This window comes from Actinoplanes oryzae (assembly GCF_030757795.1).
Lineage (GTDB): Bacteria > Actinomycetota > Actinomycetes > Mycobacteriales > Micromonosporaceae > Actinoplanes.
The window spans coordinates 37,513-55,406 of sequence record NZ_JAUQWH010000045.1 but is presented as its reverse complement, the minus strand read 5'-3'; the positions used below and the strand labels follow the sequence as shown (position 1 = coordinate 55,406).

Annotated in this window: 11 protein-coding genes; all 11 read right to left on the bottom strand. The window is 72.8% G+C overall.

Going from position 1 to position 17,894, the window contains the following annotated elements:
• Positions 1 to 803 (bottom strand): UvrD-helicase domain-containing protein (locus RBH18_RS17175; RefSeq protein ID WP_306208859.1); only part of this gene is annotated, 803 nt, incomplete at its 3' end.
• A gap of 56 nt (positions 804 to 859) precedes the next feature.
• The gene (locus RBH18_RS17170) at positions 860 to 985 is read right to left on the bottom strand and encodes a hypothetical protein (protein WP_306208857.1); all 126 of its coding nucleotides are present in this window, start codon (positions 983 to 985) and stop codon (positions 860 to 862) included.
• A gap of 82 nt (positions 986 to 1,067) precedes the next feature.
• Positions 1,068 to 1,820: a ZIP family metal transporter gene (locus RBH18_RS17165; protein WP_306208855.1), complete on the bottom strand. Its 753-nt coding sequence runs from the start codon at positions 1,818 to 1,820 to the stop codon at positions 1,068 to 1,070.
• Between the two features lie 45 nt (positions 1,821 to 1,865).
• Positions 1,866 to 2,960, bottom strand: a complete 1,095-nt coding sequence (locus tag RBH18_RS17160) for an FAD-dependent monooxygenase (RefSeq protein WP_306208854.1) — start codon at positions 2,958 to 2,960, stop codon at positions 1,866 to 1,868.
• 154 nt (positions 2,961 to 3,114) lie between these two features.
• Complete coding sequence (locus RBH18_RS17155; protein ID WP_306208852.1) at positions 3,115 to 3,543, bottom strand: hypothetical protein; 429 nt, start codon at positions 3,541 to 3,543, stop codon at positions 3,115 to 3,117.
• 129 nt (positions 3,544 to 3,672) lie between these two features.
• Positions 3,673 to 4,968, bottom strand: a complete 1,296-nt coding sequence (locus tag RBH18_RS17150) for an SGNH/GDSL hydrolase family protein (RefSeq protein WP_306208850.1) — start codon at positions 4,966 to 4,968, stop codon at positions 3,673 to 3,675.
• A 57-nt stretch (positions 4,969 to 5,025) separates the two neighbouring features.
• A complete protein-coding gene (locus tag RBH18_RS17145; protein WP_306208848.1) occupies positions 5,026 to 6,393 on the bottom strand; it encodes an urease accessory protein UreH domain-containing protein in 1,368 nt (455 codons plus the stop codon).
• The gene (locus RBH18_RS17140; RefSeq protein ID WP_306208847.1) at positions 6,390 to 7,700 is read right to left on the bottom strand and encodes a tetratricopeptide repeat protein; all 1,311 of its coding nucleotides are present in this window, start codon (positions 7,698 to 7,700) and stop codon (positions 6,390 to 6,392) included. Before RBH18_RS17140 ends, RBH18_RS17145 begins: the two co-directional genes overlap by 4 nt.
• A 4-nt stretch (positions 7,701 to 7,704) precedes the next feature.
• Complete coding sequence (locus RBH18_RS17135; RefSeq protein WP_306208845.1) at positions 7,705 to 9,315, bottom strand: DUF4331 domain-containing protein; 1,611 nt, start codon at positions 9,313 to 9,315, stop codon at positions 7,705 to 7,707.
• 127 nt (positions 9,316 to 9,442) lie between these two features.
• On the bottom strand, positions 9,443 to 9,970 hold the full coding sequence (locus RBH18_RS17130; RefSeq protein WP_306208844.1) for a hypothetical protein: 528 nt from the start codon (positions 9,968 to 9,970) through the stop codon (positions 9,443 to 9,445).
• Entirely contained in the window at positions 9,970 to 17,817 is a 7,848-nt protein-coding gene (locus RBH18_RS17125) for an RHS repeat-associated core domain-containing protein (protein WP_306208841.1), read from the bottom strand. Before RBH18_RS17125 ends, RBH18_RS17130 begins: the two co-directional genes overlap by 1 nt.
• Between the last annotated feature and the right edge of the window lie 77 nt (positions 17,818 to 17,894).

Below are 17,894 nucleotides of genomic sequence, written 5' to 3'. Positions count from 1 at the left end.
AGCGCATCGGCCACCACCCGCCGCCCGACGGTGACCCGCTCGTCCCCGACCGGCAGCGTCATCGGCCGCGCGCGGGGGCGAGGCACGCGGACCCGCGCCACACCCTTGCGCCGCGCGACACCGGGAGGATCCTCCCGATCCGGCAGCCCGGCGAGCTCCCGCCGGGCCACCAGCTGGACACCGTGCTCGCCCAGCGCCGGCAGCACCCGCGAGATGTACTCGAGAAAGCGCCGATCCGGCCCGACGACCAGCACATTGCGCGCCGCGGCGGGAAACGCGAAGAGAACGTACGCCGCCCGGTGCAGCGCCACGACGGTCTTCCCGGTCCCGGGCCCGCCCTGCACGACCACCGTGCCCCGGTGCGGCGACCGGACGACGGCGTCCTGCTCGGCCTGCAACGTCGTCACGGCGGCGCCCATCCGCCCGGTGCGCGGCGCGCTCAGCACCTCCGCCAGCGGACCGTCGCCCGGCACATCACCCGGCCCGGCCGGGGACCCGTCGAGAATCTCGTCCGCCACGCCCACGACCACCCGGCCGTCCATGGCAACATGTCGCCGCCGCTGCAGCCCCATCGGATGCCCCGCCGTCGCCGCGTAGAACGGCCGGGCCGCCTCCGCCCGCCAGTCCACGATCAGCGGCTCACCATCCGCCCGGACCCCGCGCCGCCCGACATGAATCGTGCTCCCGTCCACCCGATCCAGCCGCCCGAAACACAGCCCCGCCGGCGCGTCCTCGAGCCCGAGCCGCTCGTACGCCGCCGTCACGTGCGCCTGCTCGGCGCGTACCTCGTCCGCTCTGCCCACTCCCCCCATTGTGGGCACGCCCGGCGGCAACGAAAGTCTTGACTTGCCCGCCCGGCTCAGCCGGACCGGAACGCCCGATCGAGCAGCAGGTCGGCGGCCGCCAGGAGGCGCACGCTCGCGGAGCCGAGCCCCGGCAGACCGTCGCGGGCCCGGGCGTCCCCGGCGGCGTGCGCCCCGGTCATGATCCCGGCCAGCTCCGTGGTCAGCCGGTCGAGACCGGCGGTCGACAGCGGCTCCCGGTGCGACGGCTCGCCGGCGATCGGCTCAGCCGGCCTGGGAGAGGGCGAAGGCGACGAGGAAGCCGGCGACCGTGATCAGGCCGATGAGCAGGTGGGCGTCCTCGAAGGCCTCCGGGATCATCGTGTCGGCGACCATGGCGAGGATTGCGCCGCCGGCCAGGGCGGTGATGGCGGCCAGCACGGCGGCGGGTGCGTCGCCGAGCACGGTGTAGCCGGCCACCGCGGCCAGGCCGCTGATCAGGGCGATGCCCGCCCACAGCGTGAAGACGTAGCGGCGGGAGCGGCCGGCGTGGCGCATGCCGGCCGCGCTGGACAGGCCCTCGGGGACGTTGCTGATGAAGACGGCCGCGACGGTCACCACGCTGATCGCGCCGCCGCCGAGCAGGCTCGTGCCGATGACGATCGATTCCGGTACGCCGTCGAGCAGCGCGCCCAGCGCCAGGGCCGTGCCCGAGCCGCCCTGCTCCGCCTCGGAGGGCTGCTGGCCGCCGGACCGCTTGCGGTGCCGGGCGCCGCGCCGGGCTAGCAGCACGTTGCAGCCGGTGTAGACGACGGCGCCGCCGACCGCGCCCAGCGCCGTGGGCAGCAGGCCGGCCTGCTCGTCGGCCTCGGCGAAGAGCTCGAAGGCGACCGCCGACAGCAGGACGCCGGCGCCGAAGGCCATGATCGAGGCGATGATCCGCTGCGGGATCCGGGCGAGGTAGCCGAGCGCGGCACCGACAAGCAGGGCGGAGCCGGCGAGGAGTCCCCAGCCGCCGGCTTGCAACCATCCAGGCATGCCGCCGCTTTGCCCCGCAGCGGCTGCATCAAACAGCTATCCGGCTCAGGCGGGGTCGCGCAGCGGGCCGTACGCCTCCCGGTACGAGCGGGGCCCCAGCGCCGGCAGCACGAAGTCGCGCAGCCATGTCGGGACCCGGGCCGCCTTGGCGAAGCGGTCGGTCGCGGCCTGGACGTGGTCCACCCGGGCGCGGCGCCGCTGCTCGAAGCGGGCGCCCACGGTGTCCCAGTCGCCGCCCGCCAGCAGCTCGGCCAGGACGACGGCGTCCTCGGCCGCCAGCGCGCACCCCTCGGCCCAGACCGGCGCGGTGGCGTGGGCGGCGTCGCCGACCAGCACGCACCGGCCCCGGCTCCACGCGGGCACGCGCACCTCCTCGACCGGCGAGTGGTAGAGCGACTCCACCGTGCCGAGCACCTTGCGCACCGGCTCGGGGAAGGCGCCGAACGTCTCGCTCAGCCAGGAGGCGTCGGCGCCGATCGGGCCGCCGCGGGTGGCGGACGCGTACCCGTACACCTGGTGGTCGCCGACCGGGATCAGCAGGATCGTGCCGGCGGCGCCCGACCACACGATCCAGCAGTCGACGCCCGGGTTGGGGGCCATGAACCGCCAGCTGGCCGCGCTGAGCAGGGCCTCGCGCACCCCCGAGCCGCCGAAGAGGGCCGTGCGGACGGCCGACCGTACGCCGTCCGCACCGGCCACGAAGCCGTAACCGGCCGTCTCTCCGGTGTGGAAGGTCACCTCGGCGCCCCCGGCGGTCGTGCGCACCGAGGTGACCTCCGCGGTCCGCGGCGTGACGTCGAGCCCGTCGCTGAGCAGGTCGTGCAGGTCCGAGCGGAGCACGCACCGCGGCTGCGCACCGGCGCCCCAGAAGGCGTCCTCGTCGACCAGGAAGAGCAGCCGCCCGCTCGCCGCCCTGTACTCCCGGCGGCCGGTGGGCCGGCCGATGCTGGCCAGCCCCTCCCCCACCCCGAGCGCCGCGAGCGCCGTCACCGCGTTGCCGGGCAGATTGATCGCCAGCCCGCCGCCCGCCCCCGGGTTCCGCTCAACCAGATCCACGGCGACGTCCCGCTGCCGCAGCGCCCGCGCGAGCGCCAGTCCCGCGATGCCGCCGCCGGCCACGAGCACCCTGTCGTTCGTCATGGCGCCCAGCATGCCCGAGCGGGCTCCCCGGCCGGAAGGCGACTGTCGTGGAACAGCCCGGGAACGGCGCCGGGACGGTGGTGGTCGCCGGCCTGGCGGAACGGCTGCATCAAACAGCTACCGGTCCCACGGGTGGTCGCGAAGGCGTCCGGGATCAGTTCTTGCAGTGCCTCCCGCCGTCGTTGTAGAAGCCGACGATGACCGGCAGGCGCGACGGGGTGAAGGCCGGCTTGGTGTACCTGATCCGCAGGCAGCCGTTGCCGTTGCGGGCCGACCGGGTGGCGTTGACGAACGCCGTGCCGTAGACGGCGGCGCCGCCGACGCAGGCCACGCCGGCCGCCCAGTGCATCTTGGCCACCGTGGCGCAGCCCTTGGCGACCGCCGCGGCTCCGCCGGCCCCGGCACCCGCCCCGATCGCACCGCCGTCGATCTCCCGGGCCACCCAGCGGGTTTCGCCGCGGGAGAGGTAGACGCTGCTCGTGACGATCCCGGAGTCCACCACGACGGCCTGCGCCGGCGTGGCGGAGACGGCGACGACACCCGCCGCGAGCAGTCCGGCGGACAGAATTCGTGTGAAACGCATGGTCGGGTGCTCTTCTCTGACGGCGACGGGAACCGCCACAGCATGGGCACCGGGCGCCGCCGGCCGCTACGGCCGGGCGGCGCCCCTCAGTCCTGGGAGTGATTTCGCAGGTGGTCCGGGGTCGGCCGGTCAGCCCTTCAATTCCGGCACGGGTGTCCCGCGGAAGAGGCGCAGCGGGACGGCGTCGGCCATGGCGCGCATGCCGGCGTCGTTGGGGTGCAGGTGGTCGCCGCTGTCGTAGGCGGGGAGCATGCGCACCGGCTGGGCCGGGTCGCGGACGGCGCGGTCGAAGTCGACGACGGCGTCGTACTCGCCGCTGGTGCGGATCCAGTGGTTGAGCGCCTGGCGTACGCTCTCGCGCTCGGCCGTGTAGTAGCCCGGGATCGTGGTGTCGCCGAACGGGGTCAGCGTGCCGCCGTAGATGCGCAGGCCGTGGTCGTGGGCGCGGGCGATCAGCTGCCGGTGGGCGAAGATCAGCTGGTCGAGGGTCACCGCCTCGGACGCCGGGGAGGTGGAGCCGGGCTGGCCGATGTCGTTGATGCCGAGCAGGACGATGACGTGGCGGACGCCGGCCGGGGCGAGGACGTCGCGGTCGAAGCGCCGCAGCGCGCTGTCGCCGAAGAGCGGGCCGATGCCGGAGAAGTCCGTGCCGGGCAGGGTGTTGCCGTCGTGCAGCAGGCGGTTGCCGCCGATGCCCTTGTTGAGCACGCCGAGGCCGGGCGCGCGGGCCGCCAGATAGTCGGGCCAGCGGTGGTTGGTGTCGGTCGTGGTGCTCGACCCGTCGGTGATGGAGTCGCCGAACGCCACGACCGCCCCGGTCCCGGCCGTCGTGGTGACGCTGACGTCGGACAGGAAGTACCAGGACGTCGTGGTGGCGGCGCCGGGCAGGTCGGCCGCCCGGGTGCGGTCGCCCGCGGCTACATAGCTGGTCTGGAAGGCCGAGTTGTGCAGGGTCGAGGCGACGGTCCGGCGCGGTAGGTGGAGGCTGATGGCGAGGTCGGTGCGGGCGGGCACGGCCAGCGGCACAGGGTCGCTGACGACGGGCGACCCGGGCGGCACGGTCACGGAGGTCCGGCCGCCGAAGGTGAGCGGGCGGTCCGTGCCGGCGACGATCCGGGCCGCGGTGTCCCGCCGGGCGACGCGGGCCGCGCCGATCTCGAGGGGTGCGCTGCCGTGCTCGTTGGACAGCCGCACGCGCAGGGTCCGGCCCGCGACGCTGGTGTGCACGATCTGGCGCAGCGTCTGGTCGGTGAAGACGGTCTCGGGGACCGGCGCGGTGGCGGCGCCGGTCACGCCGGTGGCCCAGGTGCCGGTCCAGGCCGCGGAGGTACGGCCACCGGCGCCGGCCGACCCGGTGAGCGTGAGCGCCGCGAGGACCCCGGCGGCGACGACTCCGGTGAGGTGACGCTTGACATGGGTAGACATGTCTTTCACCCCAGCCGCGCCGCGCCGCCACGTCAATACATCGACAAGCTCAAATCTTTACACGACGGTGATCAGCGCGCGGCCGGTCAGCCCGAGTCCCACGACGACGATCAACGCCGCGGTGACCGGCGGCGCCAGCGCGCTCCAGCGCACGAGCCGGCCCGAGAGCCTGTCCCGCACCCGGACCAGGAGGAGCCCGGCGGCGGTCAGGGTGGCGGCCATGCCCAGCCCGTACGCCAGGACGAGCAGCACCCCGAAGACGGTCCGCCCGAGCGCCACCGCCCCGAGCAGCACGACCAGCGCGGACGGGCTGGGCACGAGCCCCCCGGCGACGCCGAGCCCGGCCAGCCCCCACTTCCCCGGCCCGTGCTCGTGGTGCTCGTGATGCTCGTGGTGGTGATGCTGCCGGCGGTGCCGGACCGCCGCGTGCAGCGCCCCCACGCCGACCGCCGCGACCAGCACGCCGCTGACCAGGCCCAGCCACCCGAGCACCAGCTCACCGGCCACCCCGGCCGCGACCGTCAGCACGAGACCGAGCACCAGGACCGCGGCGGTGTGCGTGGCGGTGACCGTGACGCCGACCAGCACCGCGTCCCGGGGCCGGCCCCGGCTCCCGGCCAGATAGGCCGCCATCACCGTCTTGCCGTGCCCGGGCAGCGCCGCGTGCGCCGCACCCAGCGCCAGGGACAGCAGCACGGCGAGCAGCCCGACCAGCGGGGTGAGCCGGTCGCCGCCCACGAGCTCGTCCAGCCGGTGCGCCGCCGCGGCCAGCGGGCCGGGGGCCGCGGAGCCGGCGGGCGCGGCAGCCGGAGCCGTGCCGGAGCCGGGCGCCGCGGTGAAGCTCGCCGAGCGGACGTCGGCCGGGCCGGCCAGCGGGTCCTCCGGATAGCGGCGCAGCTCGTCGCTCACGCTGACGGCCGGCAGCGACGACCCGGTGAGACGCACCCCGGAGCCCGCCGCGACCAGCTCCCGCCAGCCGATCCGGTCGTCCCGGAACCGGAAGTCCACGGTGACGGGCACGGCCGACCGGATCACGGCCGGCGCCGACAGCCGGCAGTCCAGGCGGCTGGTCCGCAGCCCGCCCGCCCCCGCCGCGGAGGTCAGCGACTCGTCAGCCACCGTCCACGCCAGCCGCCTGCCGTCCACGGTGACGGTCAGCGCGGCGACAACCTCGGCGCAGGAGGCGGCCGGGTCCTGCAGGGTCGGCAGCTCGGCGAGGTCCACCGCCGCCACGGCCTCGACGCGGTCCTGGTGCAGGGTCAGCCCGGCGTAGCGGTTGACGGAGAAGTTCCCGAGCGGATGGGCCGCGGCCGGCCCGGCGGGTGACAGCACGCAGGCGACCAGGACGAGCGCCGCGACGACGAGGAGCCGCCGCACGGGCCGGCCGGTCGCGGCGTGCCACCGGATGACGTCGAGATGACTCATGATCGAGCCTCCAGGGCGGCCAGGGCGCGGGCCGCGGTCGGGCCCTCGACGGGCGAGAAGAACGGGTTCAGGTCGCGCACCCGGGACAGCTGGGCGCGGGCGGTGCCGCGGTCGCCGAGGGCCAGGGCGACCAGGGCGAGGTGGTAGGCGTACCCGGCGTTGCGGGGGCCGAGGGCGACGGCCTTGCGCGCGTGCGGGAGGGCCTCCCGGTCGCGTCCCGCGGCGTGCAGGGCCTGGGCCAGCACGTCGGCGACCTCGGCGAACGGCCGGCGGCGCCACTCGGCGGCGGCGGCTGCCACGGCCGCCCGGGCGTCACCCCGGGCGAGGGCCAGCTGCGCGGCGGTGAGGTCGTCGCGGCCGCCGTTGGCCACGAAGACGCGGTGCGCGGCGTCCGCCAGGGCGAGCTGCCGGTCGGCTTCGGCGGTACGCCCGGCCACGCGCAGCAGGCCGGCGTACTCCATCAGGGTGTCGGGGGTCGGAGTGCGGGCGGCGACCGCGGCGGCATCGGTCAACGCGGCGCCGAGGTTGCCCCGCGCCGCGGCGACGCGGGCCCGGCCACGCTGCAGCGGCTGGTACGACGGGTCGGCCGCCAGCCCCGCCGCGTACTCGGCCGCGGCGGTGGTCAGATCCCCGCCGAAGCGCGCGAGGTCGCCGAGCTGGGTGCGGCAGAACGCGATGTCGGCCGGATCCACCGCGGCGGCCAGGGCGCGGCGCATGAGGTCGGTGGCCTCGGCGAGGCGGCCGCGCTGTTCGAGGTCGTAGGAGGCCCGGGCGTACGCGGCGAGCCCCGGCCGCAGATCGAGCATGCGCTGGACGGCGGCGGTGGCGGCGGCCGCGTTGCCGAGCTGGGTCTCGGCGTCGGCCAGCACCGCGTACGCGTCGGCGTCATAGGGGTTGACCCGCACCGCGTCCCGGGCGAAGGCGCGCGCGGCGGCGAAGTCGTGGCGGGCGTTGGCCAGGGCGCCGAGTCCCACCGAGGCGTCCGGGTTGTCGGCGGGCCGGACCTTCAGGGAGCGGCGCAGGGCGGCCTCGGCGAGCGGATAGCGGCTGGGATCGCCGGTGACGCGGGCCTGCTCGACGTACGCGACGCCCAGCTCGGCCCACGTCCGGTAGTCGCCGGGCAGCTGCCGCAGCCGGTCCCGGGCCCGCGCGACGGTCGCGGCGAAGGGGTCGGCCGAGGCCGGGACCATGACGGTCCCGGCCCGCTCCGGCGTCGCCGCGTCGCGCAGTCCCACCACACCACCGACGGCGAGCATCGTGCCGGCCGCGACAGTGACCGTCACGACCATCCGGAGAGATCGACGCATGGTGTCAGCCCGCCGAGGTCCAGCGCCGGCGGAGCAGCCACCACCACGTCGTGACGATCAGCAGCAGCCCCGCGGCACCCACGCCACCGGCGATCAGCGCCGCGTCGAGATCGCTGAGCCCGGACCGGTCCGCGGCCGGCACGAGCTCCACCGGACCACCGAGCGGGGCCGAGCCGGCCCGCAGGTTGCCGGCGGTCGCGCCGGTGGACGAGTCGCCGCCCTGGTTCGGCAGGGCCACGTACGGGAAGGTGTCGCCGAAGTCGTTGTCGTTGACGTCCACCTTGTCGCCGGCCGCCAGCGCGTCGACCAGCTTGCCGCTCTGCGCGGCGCCCTCGACGGCCTGGATCGAGATGTCGACCGCGTCGTCGGACAGGCGCCGGCCGTTCGGGAAGCCCTGCAGGTCGCCCTTGAGCACGCCCAGCCGGTCGGGCTGATCGGTGACCGGCACGCCCAGGTTGAGCCGCAGCATCTCCGACGGGCGGAACCTGCCCGCGTCGACGTCCTGGTTGTTGAGCTGCGAGTTGAGGTCCACCTTGATCGGGCCCTTGGCCTTGGTCGTGATCCCGGTCAGGAAGATCTCGACGAGGTCGTTGCGCGGCGTCCTCGGCGCCTTGATCTTGTAGAACTTCTCGATCAGCCGGGCCAGCTCCGGATCGGTGACCCGCTGGACGACCTGCGGGATGCCCGCGTCCTTGTCGGGCGAGATCGAGTTGAAGGCGTCCTTCAGCCCGGCCGGCACGACCACCTCGTTGACCAGCGGGTTCCCGAGGCGCGACACCTGCACCCCGCTGCTCCTGCCGGGGGCGCCGTCGTTCTGCCCGGTCATGCGTACCCGGTTGCGCTCGGTCGTGGTCCACACCCCGATCACCGGGTTGCGCTTCGCGTCGCCCTTGAGCGCGACGTCGCCGAAGGGCACCTGCACGGCGAGCGTGTTGACGTTGTAGCCCGCGAGCGTGTCCCGGCCGGTCTCGCTCAGGTCGCCGCCGTAGAGCAGGTCGAAGACGCGCAGGTCCAGGAAGAACGGGTCGTCGGCCTGCCCGGCGAACAGCTTCCAGCCGCCGTCGAGGTCCACGGTCGCCTGGTCGCGCAGCTTCTGGTAGTCCGGGAACGACGCCGCCCCGACCCGCGACGGCGCGACCGGCGCGTCACTGATCCGGGTCCGCCACGGCCCGTCGCCGAACTTCGTCTCGAGCTTGTACGTCTGCTTGAACAGCAGGTTCTTGTCGTCGAACGATGTGACCGGGCCGTCGTTGTAGAGGAACGTCTTGGTCCCGCGCTTGTCGACGTTGGTGAACGTCCAGCGGAACACCGAGTCGGCCTTGGCGTCGCCGTCGCTGTCGACATTGATCAGGTACGCCGCATCGGTCGCGAACGGATAGAAGTTCGGCCCGCCGTCCGGATCCTCGAACGGGATCCAGTTGGCGAGCAGCGTCACGTAGCCCGGCCGGTCCGGGCTGACGAACGCGTACAGGTCGGTGTTGTCCACGGCGGGGTCGCTCGCGATGAGCGGCGCCTCCCGGTGACTCGAGGCCACCGACGTCGCGGGGCCGAGCCCGGCGACCGCCACGACGAGGGCGACCGCCCCCGCCGCGGCGAGTCTGGCTTTGTGCTCCATGGGAATCCTCCCCCTTCTTGTGGGAAGGACTTCGCTCCGGCGCCCCGGCCGGATGGTGGTCACCTCGGCTTTGGCACATCATGGGCCCGGCCGGGGCAGGTCGAGATCGCCCCCGATGCGGCGCGGGTCAGTCCGGCAGGTAGACCGGCGCCCTGTCGGGGTAGGGGAAATCGCCGGCGAGAACCGGCACCACCAGCTCGCGACTCAGCACGGCGGCCAGGAATGCGCTCAGGCAGCCGTCGAACACGAACCATTCGTCGAAGTCGCGGGCCGCGTTGACCGCGATGCGCCATTGGTCCGGGTCTTCCCGTGGGTCGCGCACCCAGTAGAGCGTGTCGCCGTTGTCGGTGAGGCCCACCGCCAGCAGCCGGTCGGCCGGTGCGGGCAGCGTCTCGCCGCTCGATTCGTACGCCTCCAGCAGCTCGGCGGTCTCCGTGACGGCGTTGAGCAGGTCCAGCCGGGGCACCTCATGGTGGGGCTGGAAGATCGCCAGGAAGTCGTCGAACCTGCCCGGGCCGTAGCGGTCGACGAGTTCCATGTAGTCAGCGGGCAACCCGAAGCCCAGGGCGCTTCTCACCTCGTCCCAGTCGGGCCGGACCTCCTGCCGTGGCGGAGGCCGAACCGCCCGGGTCAGCCGCTCGACGTGACCGTTCATCAGATGCCACCGGGGTTGATGATGCTGAGACTGAGGCTGTAGCCCTTGTTCCCGTACGCCGCGACCTCGAGCCCGAGCGGGGCTGTCTTGCCCGGCCCGTAGATGGCGGTGACGGTGTACTGGACGATCTCGTTGTTGTCGTTGACGTGGTCGTAGATCATCTTCTCGATCTTGTCGCGCATGTACGGGCTGTTCATCGGCTTCTGCTGGATCGTAGCGATGTTGTGGTACTTCGTGTGACCGTCGCCGAGGCCACCGAGCTTGTTGCCCAGCAGGTGACCGCGGGCCTCGTTGTACTTCGTGCCGTTGCCCGACCAGCCCGGCGGCTCCCAGTCCCGCGACGCCGCGGTTCCCCTCGGAATGGCGCCGGGCCGGAGCACGGTCGATGCGAAGGTTGCCCGGCCCTGATCGTCGAGGGCGCCGTACCGGGTCGATCCGTCGTGGTCGTAGAGGTCCTCGTTGCAGTTGTGGACGAGGACCGGGGTGCCGCCGGCGAGGACGTAATAGGTGTGCAGGTCGTCGACGGTGAGGTTGTAGGCGTACGCGTGGCGGGCCAGGGCACGGATGCCGGCGACCTTGACCAACCGGCCGTCGGCGGACTTCAGCCAGTCGCCGCGACGCAGGTCCTTGGCGTCGACCCAGCGCCCGCCCGGCGTCCCGGCATCGCCGTCGTCGTCGGCCCAGAACGGGTGGCCGTCGGTCGCGGTGACCGAGCCGCCGTCCGCCGTGGTGACGGTGACCAGGTCCTTGTCGCCGTGGCCGGTGATCGTCGCCGACACCCTCCGTGGCGTCCGGTCGCCGGTGATGGTGCCGGAGGACGCGTCGGCCGCGCCCGGGTCGGCGGCCATCACCGTGTCGCCGGGCTCGATCTTGTCGATGGCCTTGCTGCTGCCGTCAGCCATCAGGACCTGGGTGCCGGCCGTGAAGCTGTTGCAGCCCTCGGGGTTGAGGCCCATCGGGTCGGTCAGCGCCGTCGGCTGGTTCAGCACGTACGTGTACGGGTCGGTGCTGCCCCCGGCCAGCCCGAGCGGGTCCTTGCTGATGAACCGCTGCTGCGCCGTCGAGTAGTACCGGCTCCGGTAGTAGTACAGGCCGCTGCCGTCGTTCTCCCGCCCGGTGAACTGCGTCGGGTTCCCGCCGTCGTCACCGGTCACCGTCGAGGCGCCGAACGGGTCGTAGGTGTACTCGGCGCCCACCGACGAGGCGTCCGACAGCCCGATCGTGGACCCGAGGCCGTCGGTCAGCAGGGACTTCGATCCGGCGGGCGTCGTCCGGGAGAACACCTCGTCCCGCCCGCCGGACAGCAGCGTCGCCGCCACCGAGGAGCCGTTCTTCTCCTGGACGGCGTTCAGGCCGTCGTAGAGATATCCGGTGGTCGTCGAGCCCGAGGTCTTGGAGGAACGCCGTCCCAGGCCGTCGTAGCCGTAGCTCACCGACAGCCCGGCCCTCGACCAGCCCGTCAGCTGGTTACGGGCGTTCCACGCGTACGTCGTGATGCCGTCCGAGGCCAGGTTGCCGTCGTCGTCGTAGGTGAGCCCGGTGAGCTGGTCCGCCGCGTCATGGCCGACCGGCCCGTACTCGGCGGGCAGGTTCATCCGGCCGTAGGAGCCGTCCTGGTGGATCGGGCGGCCCAGCTCGTCCAGCGTGTACATCAGCGCGCCCAGCGTGCTCGTACCCCGGGCGTACGCGATGCTCGTCAGCCGGGAGGCGTCGTCGTACCCGTACGTCTGGGAGACGCCCGCGGGCAGCGTGACCGAGGCTCGCCGGCCCGCCGCGTCGTAACCGATGGCCGCCGTCTCCGAGCCCCGTGCGACGCCGGTGAGCTGATCGGCGTTGTTGTACGTGTAGACGGTGTCGGCCTGCCCCGCCACGGCCATCGTCGTGCGCCGGTCGGCTGCGTCGTACGTGTAGCCGACCGTGCCCGACGGGTCCGCGACCGAGACGGTGCGGTCGAAGATGTCCGGCGTGATCGTCGTCGTGCCCGCCGCCGAGTCGGCCACCGTGCGGATGCGGTTGCCCGCGTCGTACGTGAAGGTGACGGTGCTCTCCTGCGCCGTGTCGCTCGTGACGCCGTAGCGGATCACGTCGACCCGGCCGAGGTCGTCGTAGCGGTACGTGGTCTGTTTCCCGCGCGCGCTGGTGGCCGTGGCGAGGTTGCCGCCGGCGTCGTACCCGAACGATGTGATCCGGTTGAGCGGATCGGTGATCTTCGACAGCCGGTTGCTGGTGTCGTAGTCGTACGTCGTCGTGTGCTGTTTCGCGTCGGTGACCGTGTGCAGTTCGTCGCTGGCGTCGTAGGTGAACCCGGTGGTCCGGCCGATCGCGTCCCTGACGCTGCTGACCAGCCCCGTCGGGCCGTACTCGACGGTGGTGACGTTGCCCTGGGCGTCGGTCTGGCGACGCACGGCGCCCGCGGCGTCGGCGAAGCTCGCCGTGACGTTGCCGAGCGGGTCGGTCACGCTGACCGCGTCGCCCAGCACGTACCCGATCCTGGTGAACTTCGCCGCGGAGTCGGTGATCCGGGTGGGCCGGCCGCTCTCGTCGGTGTCGAGCGTCGTCACCCGGTTCAGCGGGTCGGTGACCGTGTGCAGCGCGCCGTCGGCCTGGTATCCGAGCAGCGTGGCATGCTGCAGCGGGTCGATGACCTTGGTGATCTGGTCGTACGGGCCGTTGCGCTCGATGGTGGTGGTGCGGGCGTCTGCCGTGCCGGCCAGCTCGGTGACCGTCCTGACGTTGCCGTAGTCGTCGTAGCCGAGCTCGGTGCGCCGGTTCAGCGCGTCCGTCACGGCGGTGACCCGGTTGTACGTCGTGTCCCGGGTGATCGTCGTGACCTGCGCCGACGACGTACCGTACGCGGAGGTGTCGCTGATGCTGTAACCGGCCGCGTTGAACACGACCCGGCGCACCTTGCCACGCGGATCGGTCAGGGTGGTGACCCTGTTCGCACCGTCGGTCGCGTAGTCGATCGTGTAGACCGCGTTGCCGGGCAGGGTCTGCTTGTGCACGCGTCCGGCGGTGTCGTACTCGTTGGACAGCAGCACGTTGTTGCGGGCGTTCGTGATCGTCTTCAGCCGGCCCGACTCGTACGCGTACGTCTTCGTGTGGTTGTTGAGGTCCGTGACCGTGGTCAGGTAGTCGCCGGTGTAGCCGTAGGTGATCGCGTTGCCGAGCGCGTCCTCCGCCTTGACCACGTGCCGGTGCTGCCAGGTGATGCCGGCGTCGGTGTCGCTGTTGTAGGTCAGCCGGATCCACCGGCCGTTCGGCGAGGTGATCTGGCGGATCGGGCCGTTGGCGTGCACGATGCCGTCACCGGTCGCGGGTGGTGCGACGTCCCGGGTGATCGTGATCGTGTTGCCGAAGTTGTCGCGGATCGCCTGCAGCGGCGCCTCGTCGCCGAAGACGTAGGTCAGCCCGCTGCGCAGCTTGAGGTCCCAGCCGTCGCCGTTCCACGCGAGCACGGAGCCGTTGAACGCCGTCGGCGTCGCGTCGGCGACGAGCACGGAGTTGAGGTAGCCGTTCGGTGGTGCACCTCCCGCGCTGATCCGGTGGAACCTGATCCGGCCGCCGTCCGGCAGGATCAGCCAGCAGTCGTAGAACCGGTTGGTGGAGTAGAGGTCCAGGCCGTAGGTGAAGTTCGTGCCGATGCCGAACGCCCGGTTGCCGGTGTCGCTCTGCTGATAGGTGCGGGTCAGGTCGATCGGCAGCACGTCGGCGGCGGCCAGGTCCGTCTCCTCGTCGACCAGCAGGCCGGAGGCCAGGTCGACGGGGTCCGCGCCGCGCTCGCCGCTGCCCTGCGGGTAGCTGGCGGGCGGCGCGAAGGTGTCCGGCGTGATCAGCATGGCGCCGGTGAACTGGTAGACCTCCGTGCCCTTGTCCGGCTCGACGCGCTTGCCGTCGCGGGTCACCTTGCCCGTGCCGTACACGAACCAGCCCTTGCCGGCCGGGTCGTAGTGCCAGAAGTTCATCCGTGCGCCGGGCGCGTCGTGGGTGAAGTTCGGGTAGATCACCCGCGCGCCTTCGGGGAAGACGTACGAGCTACCCGGCTGCACCGTGAAGTACGACGGGACCTGCGAGCGCGGCAGCGGGAACGGCGTGCGGTCCACCGGGATCGCCGTGATGCCCAGCTCCGTGACGACCTTCCCGTTCACGTCACGCACGACCGTGCCGGCCGGCAGCTTCACCTCGAGCCCCGGGATGTCCGGGGTGGCGATCGTGACTTCCTTCGCCGTCGGCGAGGCGAATCTCACGGTGTGCGCGGTGTCCAGCTTGGAAAGCCAGATGGTGTACGGGAGCACGGTCGTCCGCCCGGCTTCCACGTCCACGCCGATGTCGTGCAGGCCGAAAGTACGCCCGGCGGAGCTCGCCGTCGCGCCGTCCACCCGCAGCACCCGGTGTCCCGGCTTGAGGCCCTGCAGGAGGAACTGGCCGTTGGCGTCCGAGCGCCCGGTCACGCCCTCGACCGTGACGGTCACGTTCGCGAGCGGCTTGTCGTCGAGGGTCAGGATCCGGCCGCTCAGCGCGGTCACCCCGGCCGGTGCCCTCGGCGCGGCGGGTGCGTTCTCCGGGAAGGCGCGGCCGGTGTCCCAGCCCTGGCCGTCGAGGTTGCGCCGGGTCGGCGTCCAGGTCTCCGCGGAGGAGGCGGCGGGGGATTCGGCGTACGCGACCGGTGACTGCGGGGCCTTGCGCGGCGCGGGCCTGGTCAGCGTGCGGTGCCTGGTCGCCGGGATGATCTGCTTGATCGCGAGGGGAGCGGAGTCGGGCCTCGGCGGTGCCGCCGTCCCCCCGGTGGTGGCCGCGAGCGCGGTCCGGGTCCTCAGGGTGCCGGTGGCCGAACCGGATGCCGAATACGGCCCGACGACGAACTCGTAGGTGCCCGTGCTGGGCAGTGCCGGAATGGTCACCGTGGCCGCGGAGCCCGCGACGAACGCGACCTCCGTGCCGTTCAGGAAGATGTCGATGTACGGGTAGTACGTCATCGTCACCGACGACCAGGTCATGCTGAGCAGCTGACCCGCGGTGCCCGTGTAGGTGACGTAGGTGCTCTGCCCGATCCGGTCGGCGCTGAACACCTTGGCCGTGTTCAGCGTGAGCGTGCCGCCGTTCTTCTGGTTCGACAGCGTCAGCGTGACGGCTCCGGCGCCCCGGTCGCTCGCCAAGACGGTCAGCCGGTAGGTGCCGGTCGTCGCCAGGGGCCTGGTGTCGAGGCTGCCGGTCTTGCTCACCGTGGTGTAGATGACCCGGTTGCCGGACGGGTCGGTGAGCCGCACGATCAGCGTGCCGCTGGTGAACGTCCAGCCGCCGAAGCCCAGCGACAGCCGCTGGTTGGCGGTGGTCACCGTGATGGTCGTGTCGATGTAGCGCCCGGCGCTCGGTGCGGTCAGCGTCTTGTTCGCGCCGTCGATCGCGGTGGCTCCGCCGTCGACGCCCTCGAGGGGGTAGAACGCGAACGTCCCGGTCTCCGCCTGCGGCTCGATCGTCAGCGTGTAGGTGCCGGCGACGGGCAGCGGGGAGAAGGCCAGCCAGGTCCCGGTCACCCAGCCGCTGAACAGGGTGGTCCCGTCGGGCTTGGTGAGGGTCGCCCACACCACATAGGAGTACGTGTACGACGTCACGTACAGACTGAGCCGCTGGTTGGCGGTGCCGGTGAACGTCGTCGTGGTGGCCTGGCCCGGCCGCGTCGACGTGGTGGTCTTGAGCGTGTTGATCGCCAGCGCGCCCCCGCTCTGGACCGTCGACAGCGTCACGAGCACGGAGCCCGTGCTGGTGCCGGACGGCGCGAGCGAGACCCGGTAGGTGCCCGTCGTGGCGGGGGTGAACGTGAACGTGTCGAGGCTGGAGACCGGCCCGTCGATCTTCAGCGTGCCGGCGGGGTCACTGATCCGGACCCGCAGGGACGCGGTGGAGGGCAGGGTCCAGCTGCTGAACGCGAAGATCAGGGGCTGCGCGGCCGTGCCGGCGAAGCTCAGGTCGAGGGCGCGCACCGAGCTGGAGAACGTGGCCGTGGTGCCCGCGCCCGTGGTGCTGAGCGTGCCCCCGCCGGCCCGGGGGAGCACGGTGAGCGTGAACGAGCCGGTGCTGGAATACGGACTGATCGTCAGCGTGTAGGTGCCGGTGGCAGGCAGCGCCGGGAGGTCGACCCAGTTGTCGCTGATCACGCCCGAGCTGAGCACCGTGCCGTCGGGGCTGGTGACCATGAGATACGGCGCATACTGCGGGGTGTAGCTGTCGAAGGTCAGGCTGAGGGCCTGCCCCTGGGTGCCGGCGAACGTGGCGATCGCGTCCTGGCCCGGCCGGGCGATGGTGACGGCCTTACCGGTGCCGAGGGTCAGGGCGCCCACCGCGACCGGAGCCGACACAGTCACCGTGATCGAGCCGGTGGCCAGGTCGGCGGTGCCGAGGATCAGCGTGTACGCGCCGGCGAAGCTGGTGGTGAAGTCCAGGTTGCCCCCGGGAAGGCCGACCGCCGTGCGCGCGGATCCGCTGCCCCACAGGACCGGGGTGCCGTTGGGCTCGAAGACCGCGGCCGTGAGCCGGGACGACGTCATGGTGGCGGCGGTGAAACCGAGGCTGACGCGCTGATCGGCCGCCGCGGTGAAGGTCAGCTCGGCCTGCTTGCCGGCTCGGTCGAGCGCGACGGTCGTGCCCGTGCCCGTGAGGCTGAGCACGCCGGTCGCGCGGGTGGAAAGGGTCGCCGTGAACGAGCCGGTGACCGTCTTGGAAACGGGCTGCACCACGATCTGGTAGGTGCCGCTGGTCGGCAGCGGTGGCAGTGGGAGCCCTCCGGCGAGGCTGGAGGCGGCCCACGGCGAGTCGTACTCGTTGTGGGCGATGGAGCCGCCGTACGGCGTGTACCCGTAGATGTTGACATCGCCGAGCGTGGAGCCGGTGACGCCGAAACTGAGCCGCTGGCCCTTGGTGCCGGCGAAGCGCAGCACGGCCACCTTGCCGGCGGTGGCGACGTTGACGCTCGACGCCGTGCCGTCGAGGGCGAGTGCCGCCGCGGGGCCGATGTCGCCGGGTCCGAACGGGTTGGTGATCGCCACGAAGTCGCCGGAGCTGACGGCCGTCCCGCCCGGGGTGTTCACGGTGATCTTCCCGGAGACGGCCGCGTAGGGCACCTTGACGGTCAGCGAGGTGGCCGTCGCCGCGGAGACCTTCGCGCGGGTGCGCCCGAACGAGACGTTGTTCTCCGCGGGCACGGCCGAGAACCCGGTGCCCGTGACGGTCACCGTCGTGTCGGCCGCTCCGGCGGCCGGCGTGAACCCGGTGACGGCCGGAGCGGGCACCGACGCCAGCACCGTGAAGGTCTGCGAGCTGGTCGCCGTGCCCGAAGCGGTGGCGACGGTGACCGTGCCGGTCGTGGCACCGGACGGGACGGTCACCGTCAGCCGGGTCGCCGTGGCGGCGGTGACGGTCGCCGCGGTGCCGTTGAACTTGACCGTGTTGGCACCGGCCGTGGTCGCGAAGCCGGTGCCGCCGATCGTCACCTTCGCACCGGTCGCGGCCCGGCTCGGGTTCAGCGCGGCGACGGTCAGCGCGCCGGCCGCCGAGCGATTGACGTCGGTGATGTTGCCGGCGTCGTCATACGTGTATCTCGCGCCGGCGCCGCTGGGCACCTGGGCGATGCCACGCAACTGGCCGGCACCGTCGTAGGAGAGGTCGACGGGCTGCGCGGTGGCAGCCGCGGTCGGGACCGGCCCTTGCCGGACGCCCGCCGGCGCCGCCCGGGGAACGCGTGGCGGGACCTGCTCCGGCACGTCGGCGTGGGCCGGGGCGGAGAGCGTGAACTGGGCCGCGACCAGGATCGCGGCCGCGGCGGTGGTGAGGAAGGAACGCCGAGCGGGCATGACACACCTCCGGGAGGCCCCCGCCCCCGCGGGTGACCCATGCCCGTCGATTGTGGAGGATCCCACTGATGTTTTTC